This is a genomic window from Vibrio sp. V15_P4S5T153 (assembly GCF_963874485.1).
Classification (GTDB): Bacteria; Pseudomonadota; Gammaproteobacteria; order Enterobacterales; family Vibrionaceae; genus Vibrio; species Vibrio anguillarum.
Map to the genome: position 1 here is coordinate 111,547 of NZ_CAWNHR010000018.1, position 22,371 is coordinate 133,917.

Annotated in this window: 8 protein-coding genes; 5 read left to right on the forward strand and 3 right to left on the reverse strand. The window is 47.7% G+C overall.

The features are described 5' to 3' along the window. The first annotated feature begins 13 nt into the window (after nucleotides 1–13). The 5 genes from AACT42_RS16055 to AACT42_RS16075 are packed head-to-tail and all read left to right on the forward strand — an operon-like array spanning nucleotide 14 to nucleotide 16,915. Entirely contained in the window at nucleotides 14–11,917 is an 11,904-nt protein-coding gene (locus AACT42_RS16055; RefSeq protein ID WP_094133872.1) for a hybrid non-ribosomal peptide synthetase/type I polyketide synthase, read from the forward strand. Further along, complete coding sequence (locus AACT42_RS16060) at nucleotides 11,904–13,004, forward strand: thiazolinyl imide reductase (protein WP_017046026.1); 1,101 nt, start codon at nucleotides 11,904–11,906, stop codon at nucleotides 13,002–13,004. The genes AACT42_RS16055 and AACT42_RS16060 overlap by 14 nt, the downstream gene beginning before the upstream one ends. Continuing rightward, entirely contained in the window at nucleotides 13,001–13,873 is an 873-nt protein-coding gene (locus AACT42_RS16065; protein ID WP_094133873.1) for a thioesterase II family protein, read from the forward strand. Before AACT42_RS16060 ends, AACT42_RS16065 begins: the two co-directional genes overlap by 4 nt. Beyond that, the gene (locus AACT42_RS16070) at nucleotides 13,866–15,260 is read left to right on the forward strand and encodes a salicylate synthase (RefSeq protein WP_017046024.1); all 1,395 of its coding nucleotides are present in this window, start codon (nucleotides 13,866–13,868) and stop codon (nucleotides 15,258–15,260) included. Before AACT42_RS16065 ends, AACT42_RS16070 begins: the two co-directional genes overlap by 8 nt. After that, nucleotides 15,257–16,915 (forward strand): (2,3-dihydroxybenzoyl)adenylate synthase, encoded by a 1,659-nt coding sequence (locus AACT42_RS16075; RefSeq protein ID WP_019281883.1) that lies wholly within the window; start codon nucleotides 15,257–15,259, stop codon nucleotides 16,913–16,915. Before AACT42_RS16070 ends, AACT42_RS16075 begins: the two co-directional genes overlap by 4 nt. Before the next feature lie 347 nt (nucleotides 16,916–17,262). Here the strand turns inward: AACT42_RS16075 and AACT42_RS16080 are convergent, their stop codons facing one another. From AACT42_RS16080 to AACT42_RS16090, 3 genes are all read right to left on the reverse strand, one after another. Beyond that, nucleotides 17,263–18,969, reverse strand: coding sequence for an ABC transporter ATP-binding protein (locus AACT42_RS16080; protein ID WP_094132990.1), 1,707 nt, complete (start codon nucleotides 18,967–18,969; stop codon nucleotides 17,263–17,265). Next, on the reverse strand, nucleotides 18,962–20,617 hold the full coding sequence (locus AACT42_RS16085; RefSeq protein WP_094132992.1) for an ABC transporter ATP-binding protein: 1,656 nt from the start codon (nucleotides 20,615–20,617) through the stop codon (nucleotides 18,962–18,964). Before AACT42_RS16085 ends, AACT42_RS16080 begins: the two co-directional genes overlap by 8 nt. 396 nt (nucleotides 20,618–21,013) lie before the next feature. Next, entirely contained in the window at nucleotides 21,014–22,057 is a 1,044-nt protein-coding gene (locus AACT42_RS16090; RefSeq protein WP_094132994.1) for a GMP reductase, read from the reverse strand. Between the last annotated feature and the right edge of the window lie 314 nt (nucleotides 22,058–22,371).

The following is a 22,371-nucleotide window of genomic DNA, read 5'->3' on the forward strand; positions in this document are numbered from 1 at the left end:
TACGAGGATAACCATGAACACTCTCGACCCTTGCTTTGGCAACAGTGACCCCATCGCCGTCATTGGACTGGCTTGCCGCTTTCCGAAAGCACCAAATGCGGAGCAATTTTGGCACAACTTGGTGAATGGTATTTCTGGGCAAAGCTATTTTTCGGAACAAGAGCTACAAACGGCTGGAATAACCACTTCGCTCTCCGCGCAAGAGAACTTCGTACCAAGCGGTGCCATTATTGATAATCCAGACTACTTTGATGCAAGCTTGTTTGGTTATTCGCCCACTGAAGCTCTCTCTATTGATCCCCAACAGCGGCTATTTTTACAGATAGTTTGGCATGCGCTTGAAGATGCAGGGTATGCACCAAACGCCATTCAATCGAAAACTGGTGTCTTCGGCTCGATTCGTACCAGTACCTACCCCTCTTTTGCCGACTTTGATGTCACTCAAGTTGGCCAAGTCAAGGGGCTACAAGCCTTATTGGGTAACGATAAAGATTACCTTGCCACGCGAGTCGCCCATAAATTTAACTTAACGGGTCCTGCGTTTACTGTTCAAACGGCTTGTTCTAGCTCTTTGGTCGCCTGCCACCTCGCCTGCGAAAGTCTGCGTTCGGGGGAATGCGATATGGCGATTGCGGGTGGTGTCGCGGTGTCATTTCCTCAAAGCTCAGGCTACTTGTACCAACCCGGTATGATCTTTTCTCCAGATGGGCTGTGTCGCCCCTTTGATATTGATGCCAATGGTACTTTTGGTGGTCACGGGCTAGGCTGTGTGGTGCTCAAACGCTGGGAGGATGCGCGACGCGATGGTGATACTATTCTGGCGTTGTTACGCGGTAGTGCTATCAACAACGATGGTCAGGATAAAGTGGGGTTTACCGCGCCCTCGGTAAGAGGCCAAGCACAAGTACTATCCGATGCCCTGCATTTGGCTGATGTATTACCCGATGAAGTGGAGATGATCGAGGCTCATGGTACAGGCACTAAACTCGGTGACCCTATCGAAGTTCGAGCCATCAAACAAGCTTATCAACGCAGCATTGAAGCCAAACCCTGCTTTTTGGGTTCAGTAAAAAGCGGATTCGGGCATCTGGACACAGCGGCAGGTATCGCCTCTTTAATCAAGACGGTGTTATCGGTATCGCGCCGCAAAATCCCGGCCTCACTCAACGTTTCTCAAGCTAACCCGGCTCTAGAGCTTACAGGTTCTGGTTTCCAGCTTGCGACCACTACCATTGATTGGCTGAACGAAACTCGCACTGCGGCGGTCTCTTCCTTTGGTATCGGTGGTACCAACTGCCATATGATTGTGCAATCGGCCCCTGAGCTGGCGGATACTACGCCCCTCAATCCTCGATCCGAAAATGCAAAACTACTGATCTCCGCCAATAGTGAAACCTCGCTACGTAAACTGGCCGGTGAATATGCCACACGCTTAGAACAGCCAACACACCACAGTGATATTGCTTACTCCGCCATGTTAAAGCGAGCATTAGATCTCCCCTATCGACTGGCAATTGATTGCAATTCTGCGGCAATTCAGGCCCTACGTGATTTCGCGCTAACAGGGCAAGCTGGCCGTGATTTACATGTTGGCCAGCCTTCAGCAACAGGCAAGGTGGTGTGGTGCTTTACTGGCCAAGGCAGCCAATGGGCCAATATGGGACAAGAGTTATATCACCGCAGCGCCGCATTTCGTGACAGCATCGAACTGAGCCAACAATATGCGCTCGGCAGCTTAGAAATACGGCTTACTGATGCGTTATTCGGTCACCGCACAGAATTACTCCAACGTACCGACTACGCACAATTAGCGATTGTCGCTTTTGAAATCGCGATGGCCGCTCACTGGCAAAGTAAAGGGTTTAGGCCAGATATGGTGATGGGCCATTCGGTAGGTGAATTTGCTGCTTGTGTGGTGTCAGGATACCTCACTCACCAACAAGCGATTGCGCTTGTCAGCGAACGAGGACGGCTGATGCACTTATGTGCGCAACGCCAAGCGGGCTCTATGTTAGCGATTTTCGCTAAGCCAAACACATTAGAGACGATACCGGCTTTGCGCGAACTCGATCTGGCCGCGCATAATGGCGCGCAGCATTGGGTATATTCTGGCCATCAACGGGATGTCGACAACGCGATACTGGAACTTGATAAGCATGCCATTCGTTATAAAAAGTTAGACGTATCCTGCGCCGCACATTCACGCCTATTGGATGAAATCCTAGCGTCGTTTCATGAGTTTGCGGCTCCCATAACCGCAAAGCAAGGTACTATACCTCTGATTTCTAGTGTCACAGGACAGGTCGCCGATAATGCGGCATCGTTCAACGCTGAGTATTGGACCCGTCATGTCCGCGATACTGTACAATTCCAGCGTGCAATAGAGTCAGCCTTAGCCAAGCAGGCTAAGCTGTTGGTCGAAATGGGGCCAAGTGCACACCTCACAGCCATGGGGCAACGTGAAACATGGTCAACAGATTGTGTATGGCTAGGTACCTCTCACCCTAGCATCCCTACACAGCGTTTAGAAACTGAACTCTTAGCCGCTCTTTTTGTCGCGGGCTGCAATAATAAGTGGTCCGCGCTATTCGCGCTGCAGGGTCGACCTTGTCGATTGCCTCTGTATGTGTTCGATGAACAGAGATATTGGTATCCAACCTCCGATGTCAAAACAATCGAAACTGCACTGCCTAAGCAAACCTTGAGTGTACCGCCACCCACCACAATCGCGGCTCTCTATCCGATGCTGCGCTGTTGTGTGATCCGCGATTTGATTCACTCTTGTACGGCTCAGCCTCGTTTTACCCTGCGCGATCTGATCCGAGGGGGACGTTTGCTACCAAAACATCGAGATCTGATCACAACACTTTTAAACTCTTTACTTGAACACGGCTACTTGCAACAAGGGCATCAGTGTTATCAATTCACCGCCGTGTCTTTGCCAACCACAGACGTGGTTGCACAATGGCTGCGTGATGCTTTGGCCACCAATCAAGAGCCAGCGACAGTGCAATTGAGCGATATCCGAGCCTTATGCGAGACTCCGGCGCGCCTTAAGCAAGTATTACGTTGTTATCACACTTCGCCACTGCAACTAAAAAAGCAAGTGGCAGAAATAAAACAGCGTTTGCTCAGTCCACTGACTCCTTCGATTCAGCCAAACCTAGCAATACCATTCAGCAATCAAACGCAGTTGTTCTATGTAGATTGGGTAATGACACCAACAGAAACAGACTGGCATCAACTCATCACCCTGCATATGCCGAGTTTCGTACAAGAAGAGCGTAGCGACTGGTTGATTGTTGCAGCGCCATCTCTTGACCCTAAAACAATAACGCAACTGGTTGTACACAGAACGACTCAACTCTGGGGACAAGTCCAATACCAATTAAGAGGATGCTTAACTTCAGGAGAATGGGCTTGGATAGGTCAGATTCAAACCCCAAACTTTGATGATTCTCAACCACACTCGCTGTTACCAAGCCCCCATCAGCGCTATGAGTGGCAGTGGCTGCCAGTCGCCGCGAGCCAAGCTAGGCTCAACGTTAGTGAGTCTGATCTCCAACAAGCCCTACAGTGTCAAGGGGAGATTTACCGTGTCAATGAGACTGTCAGCCTGTTCGTATTGCCTGATGGTGAGCTTGTCGAGTGCGCTGAAAAAGTCATCCAATCACTAAGCGCTGATTTTACAACGCTGTATGTTTTGACCTCACAAGCCATGGCGACAGATGCAACGCAAAGTGTTGCTGCCGAGAAAGTGGCACTGATGTCTCTGCTGCGAGTTGCTCGCGCGGAACACAAACAGCAAGGTATCTATCTACTTGATATTGAGCCGTCTGTTGAGAATCATCACCATCAAGCCCTGATTCTGAGTCAGGCTTTAAACTCTGCTCCTTTCCATCTAGCGACTGAGATAGCTTATCGCAACCACAGCTACTGGATACCTCAATTGGTGCACGCCAAAACCGTGCCTGACCTCATCCCTTCCTCTTGGTTTACGACTTCAGGTTGGCATCTTGTCACTGGAGGTATGGGGGGCATAGGCCGACACATCATTAAATGGCTAGCACAATCCGGTGCCCGCCATATTGCGGTGATTGGGCGACGAGAACCCAGCGATTGGCCTGAGTTTTGCCAAACCATAGCCAGATTCGGCTGTCAGGTGATGACCTTGCTTTGCGATGTGAGCCAAGAAGGGGAGCTGCAACGAATGCTTAATGATTGGCCGCGGACTTTACCTATCATAGGTGCGTTTCATGCTGCGGGAACATCGCTAACAGGCCTTATCAATCAATGGGATCCTCAGCAATCTGCCCTACTTATTCAAACCAAATGCCACGCTTTTGTCGCACTACACCAGTGGCTTGAAGCACAAGAAGCCCAATATTTACTGGGTTTATCCTCCGCAGCTTCACTAGGTGCGGTTGGACAAGGTGCTTATGCGTTAGCCAATGCCTTCTTAGATGGCTATGCTCTCGCCCAACAGGGCAGCAGCCGTTGCCGCATGATGAGTATTGGATGGGGAGCTTGGGATAGCATAGGAATGACCGCCGATTCAGCGCTTCTCGATACACTGGCCAAAGAAGGTATGCATACCTTAAACGTACAAGAAGGTTTGTGGCAGATCAGTCAGAGTCTGCTCAGTAGCGCTCCTTTCGTACTGGCAATGAATATCGAACCTCAGCATGCTAATTTCCAGCCTTATCTTGACCCATTGAACACGGCAATAGATACAGTAGATACCATAGATTGCTTGGTATCACCCAAGCCGCTAACGCGTCCCACAGTGAGTGATGTAGGTCAATGGTTAACCGAACGACTTCGTTACCAATTGGGTATGAGTGACGATACACCAATCCGAGTCGATCAAGATTTACTGCAATTAGGTTTAGACTCTCTGCAATTTCTTGAGCTTAGTGCGGTTATTCAAAAACAGTTCGCAGTCAAGATCGATGCCGAACAAGCCTACCAAAACTTAACCATTTCAGGTTTGGTGGAAGCGATCGCCCGTGTCCCTGCTGCACCAGAATCAGATTCAATGCTCACACACTTTGTGAACGATCCTCACAACCGCTATACCCCCTTCCCACTCACGCCTATTCAACACGCGTATTGGATTGGTCGTGAACCCTGGGTTCAATATGGCGGTATTGCCTGTCACGTCGTCTTTGAGTGGGATAAGGATCTTACCGAGTTTAACCCACAACAATTTGCAGCCGCTTGGAATGCCTTAATCAAGCGTCACGACATGCTGCGCATGACAGTCAATCATGCAGGAGAACAAGTTGTTCACGCTGAGGTTGACTATTTTCCGATTGTAGAGAGAGACTTACGTTCACTCTCAGAAGAAGCACAACACGTTGAGCTTGAGCAAATACGCCAACAAATGCGTCATCAGGTACGGGCTGCGGATGTCTGGCCACTCTTTGATGTCCAACTCAGCCGTTTATCTGAGCACAAAGTGCGTTTGCACCTAAACCTCGACTTACTGCAGTTTGATGTACAAAGCTTCAAAATCATGATGGATGATTTAGCCACCGCCTATCAAGGCAAAGACTTGGAGCCTCTGTCGATCACTTTCCGTGACTACGTGATGCATGAGCAAACGTTACGCCATTCCGCCGAGTGGCAAAACTCATGGCACTACTGGCAACAAACGATCCCAACTCTGCCTAAAGCGCCTCAGTTGCCACTGAACCCGGATTATCAACACCATGCTCCGGAATTTATTACCTTAGAAGGCCGCCTTAGCGACTCTGAATGGCAAACGCTAAAATCGGTTTGGCAACAATGGGGGGTAACCCCTTCAGCTGGCCTGCTGACCCTATTTGCGCATACCTTGGCCAATTGGACTGCAAGCCCTGATTTTACGTTGAACATGACGTTCTTTAATCGTCAGCCTTTTCATGAGGCCGTCCAAGATCTGATTGGTGACTTCACCTCAGTCCTTCTAATGGATTTCCAACACGACTCAAGCACCGATTTGAAACAGCGTATCTTACAAACCCAAAGCAAACTTTGGCAACGCTTAGGCCATAGTCAAGTCAATGGGGTTGAGGTGATCCGCGAACTAGCCAAACACTGGAAATCCTCCGGTCAGCTCAGTGAGCAAGAAGCGGCACTGCCGTTAACTCCGGTGGTATTTACTAGCATGCTGGGAATGTCGATGGATGGCATGGATATCGAACAAGCCATGACCCATTTACTAGGGGATCCGGTTTATGTTCTGAGTCAAACCCCACAAGTCTGGCTTGATCATCAAATCATGGAAATTGAAGGTAATTTGGCGTTCAACTGGTATTGCATGGCCGGCGTACTGGCGCCAGATCTGTTGGAAAACTTATTCAACCAATATCTAAGCTTGCTGCAACAGTGTGCGGCAGACCCGCAGTTTTTCGAGCGATCATTGACTCAACCAGAGCCTCTGCACCCCCTTCTGCCGCCTGATCACGTCATCGCCGAATCCACCCTTGATTGGCACAACATGTCTCTCCCCGAAATTTCACCACAGATTGTACAAGAGGTGACGCAAGCGTGGGCGCAGCTTGAGCATCGTGCACTGCGTGGGATCTGGACAACCTTACGCAATCACCAGTTATTTACTTCGCCGGAGCAAGCCTATCGCGCACCACAAATTATTCAACAACTTAAAGTGACCGATAAACATCATAAGCTTATCCAACTTTGGTTAGATCAGTTATGCCGAGAGGGCGTGCTGACGGAGAAGGATGGAGAGTATCGCTTCCAAGACGATTTCCCCAAAGCACCACGATTACCTTTGCCTCAACAAGCTTGGTGTCAGCGTTTGGATACCTATCTTGAGGATTGCCTCAAGCAACACCCGGCTTTGTTGAATGGTCGCCACTCTGCACTCGAGTTGCTATTTTCTGACCCGGCGATCACCGATAGCCTCTACCGTTGTAATCCATCACTGCAAATATTGAATTTAAGTGCCGCGCGCGCCATTTATGCCCTTGGCCAACAGCAGGCGCAAGGTTTGAATATACTTGAAGTCGGGGCTGGCACTGCAGCCACCACTCGAGAGGTATTAAGCCTCGCCTCCTCAACGATTCGCCACTATCAGTTTACCGATGTGTCTCGTCTGTTCCTTCATGAAGCGCGCGAACTATTGTCTGAGTACCCACAGGTAAGCTATGGGCTATTTGATATTAATCAGCCCATTGATGAAGCACTAAAAATGGATGGTGGATATCAGGTTATTTTGGCCGTCAATGTTCTGCACGATGCCATCGATCTCGCAAAATGTTTGCAAGGTCTCCGTGCTCTGTTGGCCGATGATGGCTATTTGATTTTGATTGAGGCGACCGATCAGCACAGCCCAATGCAGTTGGCGACGGTTGGGTTTATTGAAGGAATCAACGCATTCAACGATTTTCGCCAATCCACTGGAAGTGGCATGCTGACACAACCAGCTTGGCTTACCCTGCTGGCGGAACAAGGTTTAGAGCCACAGTTGAGCTATCCCAACAGTGAGGTATCAGCATTACGTCAACATCTGATAGTAACCCAAAAACGTCCGCAACATAGTCCGCAGACCTTAGGTCAGTCTGAGTCCTATCAGCAACAAATAGAGCAGATAAAAAGTATATGGCAAACGTTTTTACATGGTGAGATTAACCACGACACCGATTTTTTCCTTGCCGGTGGTGATAGCTTAATGGCAACAAAGATGATCGTGGCACTACAACATGCGGGAATCAAACAAGCGAGCTTACAATCCTTGTTTGAGCATCCGAAATTCCAAGACTTCTGTTGCCAATTTGAGAGTGCCCCGTCTACTGCAACGACAACCGTTGAAACGGACATTATTGAGCCAAACACAACTCTTGAATCCCAAGATAATACAACACAACAGAAAAATGGCGTTTGCGTTCGACATTACCCACTCACACCGCTACAAAATGCCTACTGGCTTGGTGAAAATGCCTTGTTTTCCTTGGGAAATGGGGTTGCCCATTTCTATGCAGAGCTTGAAATTAAGCATCTTGATCGTCTGAGACTTACCCAAGCATGGAATCGACTGGTGCAATTACACGACCAGTTACGCGGTGAAATCGATGCAGGTCAATATCATATTCATCGCCAAGTACCAGAGTATCAACCACAGTTTCTCGACTTAAGCTCATGGGATGAACCACAAAAAACACGCTGGATTGATGAGGCAAGGACGCAGATCGCCGCCCACGGTGTAGCGACACATCAATGGCCTCTGTTTGATATCAGCATCCTGCAGGTAGACGGCGAAACCTCTTTGGTACATTTGGTACTCGATTTGGTCGTGGCTGATGGCAAAAGCCTCAATACTCTATTTCAACAATGGTTTGCACTGTATGACGATCTGAGTATCGAATTAGCATTGCCAACGATGAGTATCGACAACTATCTCCTTGAGCTTGAACAGCTCAAACAGTCAGAGCCTTACCAACAAGCTCAAGCTTACTGGCTTGACCGAGTACCGACACTACCAGAAGCTCCAGCACTGCCGTTAGCGGATAAACGCTCAGAGCATTTAGCACAAAGTGTACTCACTCACCACCTCAGTGCTGAACAGTGGAGTCAGATCCAAGCCGTCTCATTTGCCCATAATTTATTGCCGTCAATGAGTATGCTGTCCACATTTTGCCTTGTGATCAGCCATTGGAGTGCCCAGAAGCATTTTGCCATCAATATACTGCACAGTAACCGTCCGGCTATGCTGCCTCAATCCGCCGACGTCATTGGCAACCTTTCAACCACATCCATGCTTGAAGTAAGAACCCAACCCGGTTCATTGCTCGCGTTTGTTGAGCAAATTCAACAGCAGATGGCCGATGATATGGCACATTCCTTATTTGATGGTCAATCGGTGTTAACTGAAAAAAACCGTCATAATCATAATCTCAATGCAGGCATGCCAGTGGTGTTTAACGACACCTTATCGGTTGGGCAACATAGACCATTACCCTATGGCAAGCTCAATGCCTTTGGTGCACAAACCCCCCATGTTTACCTTGACAGTATGTTGATTCCGTCACCATGCGGCGGCGTTATCATCAAATGGACGATTCAAGAAAACTACTTAAAAAGTGGTGTCTTTGAAGCCATGTTTGCCGCTTATACCCACACGTTAGAAACGCTTACAAGCCGAGACTGGCAACAACCTCTCGCCCTAGCACTCCCCTCTGCACAGCAGCAGAAGCGTGATCAAGTCAATGCGACACAAGGTGAAGTCAAACTGGTTTTAGACAACCAAACTACGGCTTGTGTGGCGACATTGTGCGATTTAGTAAGGCTCGGTGTGGAACAGCACCCACAGCGAATTGCGATTGAGCAAGGCGAACTAGAACTGACTTATCAAACACTTTGGTTTTCCGCTCAGCACTTAGCTGCGCAGCTTATCGAACAGCAAGATGATGCACCATTAGTGGCGGTTGTGATGAACAAAGGATGGCAACAGGTAGTCGCTGTTCTCGCCATTCTGTTGGCAGGGAAAGCTTATATGCCCATTGATGGCGCTTATCCTGAACCTCGTATCCAAGCTCTGCTTAAGCAAGGAGCAGTCTCAACCATTATCAGCGATAGCTCTGAGCCTTGCCGCACCGATGACTATCGAGTTCTATTCCCTGCGTTAATGACAGAAGCCAAAGCGCATTTTATCCCAGTGGCAAACCAACCGACCGATCTGGCTTACGTCATTTTCACCTCTGGCTCCACGGGCCAACCTAAAGGGGTAATGATGGAGCATGGTGCCGTAGTCAATACCCTGCTCGATATTAACCAGCGTATTGCACTCGATCATCGTGACCGAGTATTGGCGATTTCCTCTCTCAATTTTGATCTCTCTGTGTTTGATATTTTCTCCACCCTAAGCTGTGGGGCAAGATTGGTAATACCACAGACATCGCCAAGTCAAGATCCTGAAGCACTGGTGCATTTAGCTCAGCAGTCAGCGATTACGGTGTGGAATAGTGTGCCAGCCTTCGCACAGTTATTGGTAGATTTACTAGAAAATCGATCAAATCCGCTGCCCCATTTACGTCAAATCATGATGAGTGGAGACTGGATACCCGTCAACTTACCAGACCGACTGAATACCCTTACGCCTCAGGCTAAATTGCTCAGCTTAGGTGGTGCTACCGAGGCCGCCATTTGGTCTATCTGCTATCCGATTGAGAAAAGCTATACCACACACAGCAGTATTCCCTATGGAAAACCGCTCACTCATCAACAATTTTATGTGCTCGATGAACAGCTCAATCCTTGTGCAGATTGGGTTACAGGAGAGCTTTACATTGGTGGACGTGGTCTCGCTCGCGGCTATTGGCATGATCAAGAAAAGACCGACTTCGCTTTTATCGAACATCCAACGCTTGGCCAACGCTTGTATAAAACGGGGGATTTAGGCCGCTATTTACCGGATGGTAACATTGAGTTTCTGGGCAGAAACGATCACCAAGTTAAAATTAACGGTTATCGTATTGAGCTTGGTGAAGTGGAAAATGCTCTACGTCAGTGTGCACTCAACGCGAGCGGAATAGACATCCTAGATGCCATCGTTCAGCCAGACAGAACCGCGCAAAATGGTGCACGTTTAGTGGCTTATATTCAGTACGCTCCCCACAGTCGACGTGATAATCAGGCTTTACTGGATCATGCTCGCCGACTGTTGCCCCAGTACTTATGTCCAAGCCAGATCATAACCTTAGAGCACCTTCCATTGACGGCCAACGGTAAGGTGGATCGTTCTGCACTACCGCGCCCAGATGCCCATATTGCAGCAGATCAATTACGCATGCCGCACTCACAGCAGGAACAACTTCTGGCTCAGATCTGGTCTGAATGCCTTAATTTCGCCCCTATTCCCGCCAATCAGAGCTTTTTCGATCTAGGCGGAAATTCATTGATCGCCGTACGCTTACTTAACCAAATCAATCACCGTTTAAACCTTGCTCTCAGCGCAGGGCAGTTACAAACCCATGATACGGTTGAGCGCCTCGCCACCTTGCTGACAGAGCAAACCCAACCGCTCCATCATGCACCGGTAAAACTCTCATCAAACGGCAGTAACCGAACCAGTACACTCTTTATTGTGCATCCGATTGGCGGACACTTATTGAGCTATCAAGCATTAGCTAAAGAGCTCAGCCAGATCACTTTGTATGGACTTGCCTACCCAGATCGGCACGATAAATCTGCGCCAAAAACCGACATTGTGGCTTTAGCCGCACACTATCTATCTATGATTCGTCACGTACAGCCAACTGGCCCTTACCAGCTGGCAGGTTGGTCATTTGGCGGAGTAGTGGCTTTTGAAATGGCTCGACAACTCATGGAACAGGGCGAAGAGGTCAGCCACTGCATCTTGATTGATAGTTATAAACCAAGCCAAAACCCAAATCAGCGATTAACCGAGGCGTCGATCCGCCAATACTTCTACGCAGATTGTATTGGCCGATTCCCGGCGCTGAAAGAGCATGTGATTTCGAACTTCGAATCAGAGACGCAATTTTGCGCAGAGCTTGCCAAGGCATTTTTAGAGACAGGATCAGGCTTATTAGACAGTGCAAGTCTTGCTGAGTTGCTAGCAATCTATCAGCAAAACTTGCGTGCCATGCTCGACTATCAGCCACCTTATTTGGAGACGCTCCCCGTCACACTTTATAGCGCACAAAACCATTCACAGCTTGATTTTATGCGCTACCAACATCCTGAGATGGCAAAACGCCGCTGCCATGGCTGGAGTGATTGCTGTCATCCCATCATTCATCGCATGCAGGGAGATCACTACACCCTATTACAACAACCTCATGTGAAAACACTGGCGCACGAGATCTCTACTCTGCTCGGTCACCGTTCACATTCATTAAATTCGTTCCACCAACAAAACGTAAAAGAGCTAGAAAATGAAGAGTCGTAAGAAAGTCATTATCGTTGGGGCTAAATTTGGTGAACTGTACCTAAATGCCTTTATCGAATCTCATCCCGATCTCGAACTGGCAGGGATTCTGTCCCAAGGTAGCCTGCGTTCAAAGAATCTGGCCACTGCCTTTGGTATACCACTGTATGAAAAGGTGTCACAGTTGCCTCAGGATATTGCTATTGCCTGCGTGGTTGTTCGCGCCTCCGTTATCGGTGGGGGCGGTAACGTATTGGTCGAAGAGCTGCTCAAACGTCATATTCATGTTTTGCAAGAGCATCCCGTGTCGGCGAAAGAATTACAACGGCATCATGCGCTTGCTGAGCAATGTGGAGTCCAATACCGAGTCAACAGTTTCTATAGTTCGTCTCAAGCGGGGCAAACCATGATTTCAAGCGCACAGCAAGTCTCATTGCAAATGCGCCAGCCCGCCAGCTACGGCAATATTACGACAAGTCGGCAGTTGCTTTACTCAACATTGGATTTACTGCTGTTGGCATTAGGCCGCGATGGCAAAATTCAACCTATAAAATTAGGCAAACAACACCTTTTTGATCTGATTAGTCTTCAATCTCCTCACGGTGATTATCTGTTGCAGTTACAAAACTATCTGGATCCACAAGATCCAGATATGCACAGCCTCGCCATGCATCGTCTTATGTTAGGGTGGGAATCTGGCTATCTTTCGATGGTTGATAGCTATGGCCCGATACATTGGACACCAGCGCTTCATGCCGAAAAGCACCAGAATAACCAGCAAAGCCTGTATCAGGTCGTCAGCCTCGCTGAAGGAGACTATCTCAATCAACCGACTACGCAGACACTTTACGACCAACCTTGTCTCGTTAAAGATCTGTTTGAAGAATTCGGACCTGAAGGGGTATGCAACACTTTAGAGCAGTTTTGCCGTTTAATTGATGGGCAAGACACCGCGCCATTGTTGCTTATCTGTCACCAACTCAAGGTTGCTCAACTGTGGGAAGACATTCTCACATTATGTGGACAACCCCAAGAAAGGACCATGACTCCACCACCACGAATTTCATTTCGATTCAATCGCGCAGTGACCAAAGAGGTGGAGATATGAATCAGGTGTTCAAAACACTTTATCAGAATGGTGCCCAACCTCGTGAAATATGGATTATTTGTCCTTTTGCTGGAGGCAGTTTAAGTGCATTTAAAACATGGATGTCACTTGACTGCAATGCACTAGCAAAAGAAACGCTGGTACTGCTGGCCACTTACCCCGGCAGAGATCATCGAATGCGAGAGCGCCCCCTTACGAGTATTGAAGCAATAGCAGAGGATGTTGCTGAGGGATTGAGGACTTGGATAGCGGATCAAACCTTCATTAAAGAGACTCGAATAATACTCTGTGGACATAGCATGGGGGCACAAGTGGCCTATGAAGTATGTCATCGATTTGAGAGCAGTTTTGGAGCCCTATCACCGATCAAAAATCTGATCCTTTCTGCCTGCCATGCCCCGCATTTAAGCAGTCGAAGACGATTGAGCCAACTCAATGATGATGACTTTATTGACCAACTGATCGCGATTGGCAGCGGCAGTCCGATACTCAAGCAGCACCCTGAACTACTCCCGCTGTTTCTACCCATGTTGAGAGCGGATTTTTTAGCCACAGAGTGCTACCACCAACAAGTTAACTACCACCAAAAAGTTACAGCATCGAAATGTCTACAGTACACCCCATGCACACTCGTGTTTGGCGAACATGACCCTGAAGCTTGGGAGTCCGAAGTCGCTGCATGGCAACCATGGTTGATGCCAATCGATGACAAACCAACACTGATAGCCATATCAGGCGACCACTTTTACATCACAGCAACCCCTGAACACTTTCTCAGCAAGATTAGCGAACCAACAGTAACAAGGTCGGAGCATCGACCAACAACCTTAATAAATTACTCTCACGTTTCTGGAGAACAACATGGCTAACATTCATACGGCATATTTACATTCTTTGGTATTGCAACATCAATGTCATCCACTCCAACTCGTTGCCGAACTGACCTCGGCCTCTTTCTGTCATGAATATCTGGTCTATGAGCATGAGAATGAATGGGCGATCGGCATCAATAAACGACTGCAATTAACCGTCAACCATAGAAGCGAAGTTTGTGACTTTGAAGGAAAGGTCGCACAGGTAAACCCTCATCATCTGTGTCAATATATTCATCGTGCAACCCAAACTCTGAGTGGAGAGGACTGGCGACTCTTCGGCCGCGCTGATTTTGAATTCAGTCGCTTCGCTCACGATTTACCACAACAAGAGTGCCAACATCCACTGCTGGAACTGTTTGTAGCCGAAACCGAATTACGCATTACGGCCACTCACGTTATCATCCGTACCTTTGAAAGCTCAGTACTTGCGCAAATTCAAGCCATCATTACCCGGGTATCATGCTTACCTGCGCCATTGCCTCTGCAAGGGCAGCCCTGCTCTCAACAGGATATTGTTGGTGGCATTGAAGTGAAACATCACTATCAGCAGGCAGTCGATTTAGCCGTCAATGAAATCAAAGCCAACCAATACAAGAAAGTGATTTTATCTCGGCCAGCCATACTGCCGTTTAATATCGACATAACCAAAAGCTTTATTAACGGTAGAATGAACAACACGCCAGCTCGCTCTTTCATGCTCAAGCTAAATAACATGCAAGCATTTGGTTTCTCACCAGAAACAGTCTTAGAAGTCGATGAGCGGGGGACCTTGAGCACCCAACCTTTGGCCGGAACACGCTTACTACCCCAAGATAAAACCGACGCAGCAAGGCTAAAGAACGAACTGCTTAACGATCCTAAAGAAATTGCCGAACATGCCGCTTCCGTCAAGCTGGCTATCGAAGAGCTCGAACAGGTTTGTGATCCCTCAAGCGTTCATGTGTCTGAATTTATGACCGTATCAGAAAGAGGTAGCGTGCAACATTTAGCATCGCGAGTAAAAGGTCAGCTCGCCACAGACAAATCCGCATGGGATGCATTCCGAGTCCTCTTTCCTTCCATCACTGCCTCTGGCATTCCTAAACGTGAGGCGGTTGCCGCGATTGCTCGTTTTGAGAAACAACCCAGAAAACTGTACAGCGGTAGCGTATTCATTACAGACCGCAATGGATTTTTCGATGCGGCTTTGGTGTTAAGGGCGGGATACAAAACGGGTTCTGTTTCTCTGCTTCAAGCCGGAGCTGGCATTATCAGTTTGTCTAATCCTCAACGAGAATGGGAAGAAACTTGTGAAAAAATGGCCTGTGTACTCAATCATTTAGTCCTTGAAACCAGCGATGCACAGAACTCATCTTCCTTAATCAGTGAGGCAGTCGCATGAAAAACCGGCCAATGACAGCAGATTTACTCCGAGGCTTTATCGGCTACCAAACCGCACAAGCGATGCGTTATCAGCAAGCAGGACTTTGGGAAGACGCACCGCTTTGGTGCCTATTAACTCAAGGTGTTGAACAATACGGTGAGCAGATTGCCGTGCTAGATGAGCATCATCAGCTAACTTATCAAGCACTGCTAAACGCTGCGGATGGTATCGCGCATCGTTTGATAACCGATGGAATGCAAGTGGGTGAGCGCGTGGTGATCCAACTCTCAAATACTTGCCGTTTGCCAATCGCTCTTTTTGCCACTCTACGAGCTGGTTTAGTACCTATTTTGGCGCTGCCTGCTCATGGGCTTTCTGAAATCAAACACTTGGCTCAGCTCGGCGATGCCAAAGCGTATATTAGTGAAGAAATTCAAGGTGCGGCGTTGGCAAATAACTTAATAGCCAACTGCCAAGGCTTACAGCAGGTTTATCTGTTTGGTGAGCACGGTAACCACCATTCTCTTAATAATATTCAGCTTCACTCACCACTGATAGCTCCTACCATAAATCCAGGCCACCCTGCCCTATTTCTGGTATCTGGTGGCACGACAGGACTACCCAAGCTTATCCCTCGCACCCACAACGATTACCTGTTCAATATTCGTTGTTGCTGTCAGGCAAGTGAGATAAATGAGCGGGATGTTTATCTTGCCGTGCTGCCAGCTGCACACAATTTCACACTCGGCTGCCCGGGCTTTTTAGGGGTGCTCGCCAAAGGTGGAAAGGTCGTGTTTACCCAACACGCGGGGCCAGACCACTGTTTTGAGTTAATTGAACAGCACCAAATCAGCGCCACCGCTTTGGTGCCATCCTTAGCTCAATTATGGACAGAAGCCACACAATGGGAAGAAAGTGATCTTTCAAGCCTACGCTTGATACAAGTTGGAGGCTCGAAACTGGCCTACACTGATGCTTTAGCCATTCAAAAAGCCTTCCCTAATGCCCTACAACAAGTATTTGGTATGGCGGAAGGCCTTATCTGTTGCACTCGCTTGGGCGATCATCCTGAAATTATTGCGTCTCGACAAGGTCGTCCAGTCTGTGCACTCGATGAAATTCGAGTAGTCGACCCTCAAGGTTATCCCGTTGGCGAGGGAGAAGAAGGCGAATTGCTGACGCGAGGCCCCTATACCTTGCGTGGTTACTACCGAGCGAATGAACACAATCAAAAGGCTTTCACTCCAGATGGTTTTTATTGCAGTGGTGATAAAGTGCGCATGGATAGCGACCAATATCTCACCGTGACCGGGCGGATTAAAGATGTGGTCAATCGAGCTGGGGAATGTATTGCTACGGATGAAATTGAAGAGCATTTATTAGCTCATCCTCAAGTAGCGCAGGTCGCAGTGGTTGCAGTACCCGACTCTTATTTAGGCGAGCGGATCGGTGTCGCACTTATCTCCAAAGACTCTAGATTGACATTACAAGCACTCCGTCAGTTTTTAAAAGAGCGTAATCTCGCCTCATTTAAGCTTCCTGATGAACTGCACATCGTCAGCCATCTACCCAAAACCGCCGTCGGAAAAATAGATAAAAAAGCGATTTTAGGCCCCAGTGGGAAACCGTGGATGCTGGATATTCAGACTGGCTATAATACCATTCCGACCTGAAGCTGAAGCAGTGTTGGCTACGTTCGTTCACCCCAATCATCGAGTCGGTCGAGACTCATGGGGATGCATTCATTCGCCAACACGCAGAAACAGCCTTTCATCCTTCTGCTCTTGTTAAATAGGCGAGGATGACATGGTAGTCGTCGATGGAGAAGACAGTAAAGCAGCTAATTGTTGATATAGCCAAACAACTTGAAATCGCAGGCTAGCGGTAAATGAGTGAGTCCCCAATCACAGCAATAGACCATGTGATTGGGGCGAAAAAACTCAGCCAAGATGGCGGTAGCTTCACATCGTTAAGGATAAACCGAGCACATATCTTGGCTCGATTTAAGAACCATTTTCCATTAAGCCATTTCGCTCTTTTTACAGAGTTGTGGTTTATAGAGTTGTGAGTTGGCTGTTGTAACCTCCTGTTGATACTGCTCAACCTTCTCAACCTTGCGCAATTGCCCTGCCTCCATCAAATAAACAGTATCAGCTTGCTGAATAGTCTCCAGGCGATGCGCTACGGAAATCACCGTTTTCCCTTGGCAAAGAATCTCAAGCGCTTGCAACACTTGGGCCTGAGTTTGGCTATCCAGTGCGGAGGTAAATTCATCAAGCAGTAAGATAGGCGCATCATGCAATAGCGCTCGCGCAATCGACAAACGCTGCCGCTCCCCGCCAGAGATTTGGTTACCATTTTCGCCAATCCGCGAATCTAGTCCGTGCGGCAACTTAGCCACTAACTCACTCAAACCCGCCGCCTCTACTGCCTCGCACAACACTTGCTCACTCGCTTCGGGTTTGGCCAATAGCAAGTTATCACGTAGGCTACCGCCAAGGAGCTGAACCTCTTGCGTGACATAGGCGATATGTCGATACCAGTGCTCAGTACCTATTTCATCCAAGGTTTTTCCTCCCATAGTTAAGCAACCTTGTGTGGGGATATGAAACACAGCCAACACATCGAGTAAACTACTTTTACCTGAACCACTTTTGCCCACCAGCACAATATGCTCACCCTCCGCCACCTCAAGGTTAACCCCATTGAGTACTGGCTGGCCGTCTAAGCAAAGATGAATATCCTTGAGTGATAAATCAAAAGTGCTAGGTTCTACGCCCTGTGAGGTTTGTTGCGGCAACTGGGAAAGCTGATGTAAACGTGATGCTGCTTTTAACATATAGCGGAGTAAGGCTGCATACACCGTCATCCGCGCTAGTGGACGAATAGAGACCACGGTGACAACCACAGCAACCAAAAATTGTGAGCGATTCAACCAATCGAGATCCACCAACCACGCAGCCAAAACTAAATTGATCACGAGGCCAAGCTCTAAGATCAGCGTTGCTAACAATACACCACTTCCACCAAGCCACTCTAATCCTAGTCCCTGATCTTTTTGCTTTTCAATCTGCTGGCAGAGTGGGTCCGCCAATCGCCCACTCTGTCCAAAGCTGCGCAGCATCGGCAAACAGTCTAGGTATTCGAGCAACAAGTTACTACTTTGCACATTGGTATGATGTGTGTGGTCTGCCTGATGGCTAAATCTCCGTTCTACGAGCACTAATACGCTAAACGCTAACCCAAAAATCAGCACTAGAGTCACGGCTAACCAAGGCTGAATCAGTGCAAGTACAATCGTCATGACGATCGGTGTTACCCAAGTTGCGACAAACTCGGTCAGCAGGTGACTGAAAATATCTTCAAACTGTTTGAGATCAGAAGTGAGTAACTTTACTTTTTCACCTAAGCGTTTACCACGCAAAGCCGCCAAGGGTTGAAGACGGATATCGGTCAATAACTGATGACGTAATTGATGGGTGATTTGATAGGCACCAAGAAAACTGAGCTTGGTACTCTGGCCTACTATCCACTGCGCTAAGATCAACGACAGCGCTATCAATAACATGACAGTGAACGGTAATGACTCGGAAGAGAGCAGAAAGGTAAATAACATAATCCAGACCAGTAGCCCAATCAGCTCAGTAGCGACTTTGCCCAGTAAACCAAACCAAAAGTGCTGTGTCTTTGCACCACTATGTTCAATTAAGCGCCTCAGACTATTCATCAGCTTTCTCCTCTAGTTGACCGTTCAACAGTACCAAGCGGCGATCAACCTGCTGAATCTGACTAGCACGGTGGCTAATGATCAGTTGAATCTGAGCTGGTGCATAATGGCGTAACGCCTCAAAAACGCTCTGCTCTGAAAGCGCATCCAAATGGGCCGTTGCCTCATCCAAAATTAGGATCGGTGCTTTAGTGACAGCGGCGCGGATAATCGCCAAACGCTGCATTTCACCACCACTGAACAATCGGCACGCTTCTCCAATTGGGCAATCGAGCTGCTGAGGTAGGCTTTGCACTAACGGTTTAAGCCCAAACCAAGTCAGTAATTGCCAGATTTCATGCTCTTCAACGTGACGTTTCGTTAAGATTAAATTATCGCGTAAGGATCCAGAAAAAAAGACCACTCGCTGATCAACCGAGGCGAGATAATGACTACGGCTCTCATCGTCAATATCAGTTATTGGCTGACCATTGATGTACCAAGCACCCGAAGTAGGCTCCAACTCACCGAGTAACGACGCAAGTAGTGTGCTTTTCCCAACCCCAGACGCTCCCTCAATCGTTATGCGTTGTCCGGGATACGCTTTCAAATTCACCTGTTGCAATACGGCAACCTTTGGGTCGCGAGCCACAACAAGGTCACGGCACTCAAGAAGCATCAAAGACGAGGGGTAATGGAAAGGATGAGACTCAGGCTCACCGCATAAGGGAAGGATTCTGTCTATGGCAATGAACGATTGCTGAATTTGCGCAAACACTTGCGTTAAGTCTAACCACGGTTTAAGCAATCCCACACTCACGCATGCCACCATCACCAAATCAATGAGGGTTAATTGGCCCGTATTGGCGAGCATGATGGCAACAGGCAACACCAAGATCAGCGAAATTTGTGCCAGCGTGACGAATGTCACCCAAGCGCTAACCATCGTTTGAGTGTATCCCGTCACAATCTTATGATGAGATTGTAAGGTTCGGCTGAGTTCAAGGTAGGAATCCGCATCAAATGCAAACAGTTTCATTACACCTATGGTGCGCAGAAATTCCATTTGTGCTTGATGCAGATGAGCGACGATTTGATTATATTTCTGCTGTCTTTCAGCAAATCCACGCATCATCCAAATTTGTGCAGTCATTGCCAACGGCAGTGGCATTAAAGCAATCAGGGCGAGTCGCCAATCAATATAGAATAGCAATCCCACCATAAACAAGGGCATCAGAAGTCCGTTGATGATATCCGTACCATGGTGAGCAATCAGCGGCTCAAGACTCTGGCATTCATCGGTGATGCGCTTTTCAATATCGCCCCGACTCAAGCTGCGCAGTTTATCCATTCTCATCTTGGCTAACGCACGCACTAAGTGTTGCCTTACTTTCTGAATAATGTGATAGGCCGCTAAATGTGCTTGCCATACTGCTAATGCATAAAAGGCGTAGCGACCCATTACCGTCAAACACATCATTAGAAAATAAGCTGTCGCCGATTCGTTATGGTAAATCGCAGTGACGGCTAAATAGAGAAAAATCCAAGAGATAAGCTCAAAGACACTGCATAGAATAGCACTGGTTATCGATAAGGTGACGCAATTTCGCTCACTGAACAACAAGCTTTTCAGCGCCGTCATCCGGCTCATGTGATGCGAGAGCAACATAATAAAGCTCCATAAATGGAGGCTATTTTTGCTGAATATGCATGCCATCGCTAACGCAATTAGGTATAAAATCGTCGCGTTTAGTCGTAACTAGCCCACCACTCAGCAATCGGTATTAGTATATTAGTGGCCACATTCATTAATCCTCAATTGCTCAATATCGTATCAGCATCGCACTAGGTGGCCGTACATCAGTAACCAACCAATTTAAGCGCGCCTTATCGTCAAGTGGTATAGATTACGTTTGGTTGTATAAATCAAAACCAACCGAATCAAATAGAATATATAGGTAATCTTATTGATTGAAACAAACTCATTTGTATAAAAAAGAGCCGCAAAAGCGGCTCAGATTAATTATTGATGTTGAAACATGTCGATACAACCAAATTTCTCAGTTTACTCGCGGCCAAACACGTTATTTTCTTGCTCTTGAACACGGATAAATGTGGTGCGCTTTGTGAGCTCTTTTAACTTAGCTGCACCGACATAAGTACAAGTTGAACGCACACCACCAAGAATGTCAGAGATGGTGTCGTGAACGCTGCCACGGAAAGGTAGCAATACGGTTTTGCCTTCCGCTGCGCGGTATTTTGCAACGCCGCCAGAGTGCTTCGCCATTGCAGACTGTGACGACATGCCGTAGAACTTCATGTAGCTCACGCCATCTTTTTCAAACACTTCGCCGCCAGATTCTTCATGGCCTGCAAGCATGCCACCAAGCATGACAAAATCAGCGCCACCACCAAAGGCTTTAGAAACGTCACCTGCGCATGTGCAGCCACCATCACCAATGATACACCCGCCTAATCCGTGCGCCGCATCGGCACATTCAATAATGGCTGAAAGCTGAGGATAACCAACACCTGTTTTCACGCGCGTGGTACAAACCGAACCCGGGCCGATACCAACTTTTACGATATCCGCACCCGCTAGAATGAGCTCTTCGCACATGTCTCCGGTGACAACATTACCAGCTGAGATCACTTTATCTGGAAATTGCGCACGCACGCGTTGTACGTAATCGACCAAGTGCTCAGAGTAGCCGTTAGCAATATCAACACAAATGAAAATCAGATCGTCACTAAGCGCCATGATATCTTTGGTTTTTTGAAAATCAGCATCAGATGTGCCAGTTGAAACCATCACATGCTTAAGTGTTGATGCATCGGCGTTTTTAACAAACTCAGCCCAATCAGCTACTGAGTAATGTTTATGAACCGCTGTCATTACCTCATGTTCAGCAAGTGATTTTGCCATAGCAAAACTGCCTACCGAGTCCATATTCGCCGCAATAACAGGCACGCCGGACCATTGACGCCCACTATGCTTGAATGTAAAATCGCGGGTTAAATTTACTTGAGAACGGCTTTTTAGTGTTGAACGCTTAGGGCGAAACAGGACATCTTTAAAACCTAACTTAAGTTCTTGTTCGATACGCATTATGTAATTCCTTGATTAATTGACCATTTGTGTCTCTTTTGCAGAGTGCGTAGTACCTTCGTTGGCAGACGTCAGTACATTTTGGACACAAAAAAACCGGAGCGTTGGCAGACGCTCCGGTTTTCAGCATTATAGGCCCGGATTTCTTATCGGCAAGTCTGATATTTGCATTTTTTTTGTGGTACTATCTCGAAACTTTCATATCCGACACTTCTCAAGTCCATCTCTCTCAAATACTCATCGTGTAAATTTTTATTTTTCAATACGTTATTAAAGAACGCATCATTTTAGCGAAAGCTTTCATACAATAAGCA

Coding starts and splice junctions, on each gene's coding strand:
- AACT42_RS16055 (WP_094133872.1), top strand. CDS start 14: ATGAACACTCTCGACCCTTGCTTTGGCAACAGTGACCCCATCGCCGTC.
- AACT42_RS16060 (WP_017046026.1), top strand. CDS start 11,904: ATGAAGAGTCGTAAGAAAGTCATTATCGTTGGGGCTAAATTTGGTGAA.
- AACT42_RS16065 (WP_094133873.1), top strand. CDS start 13,001: ATGAATCAGGTGTTCAAAACACTTTATCAGAATGGTGCCCAACCTCGT.
- AACT42_RS16070 (WP_017046024.1), top strand. CDS start 13,866: ATGGCTAACATTCATACGGCATATTTACATTCTTTGGTATTGCAACAT.
- AACT42_RS16075 (WP_019281883.1), top strand. CDS start 15,257: ATGAAAAACCGGCCAATGACAGCAGATTTACTCCGAGGCTTTATCGGC.
- AACT42_RS16080 (WP_094132990.1), bottom strand. CDS start 18,969: ATGAATAGTCTGAGGCGCTTAATTGAACATAGTGGTGCAAAGACACAG.
- AACT42_RS16085 (WP_094132992.1), bottom strand. CDS start 20,617: ATGTTGCTCTCGCATCACATGAGCCGGATGACGGCGCTGAAAAGCTTG.
- AACT42_RS16090 (WP_094132994.1), bottom strand. CDS start 22,057: ATGCGTATCGAACAAGAACTTAAGTTAGGTTTTAAAGATGTCCTGTTT.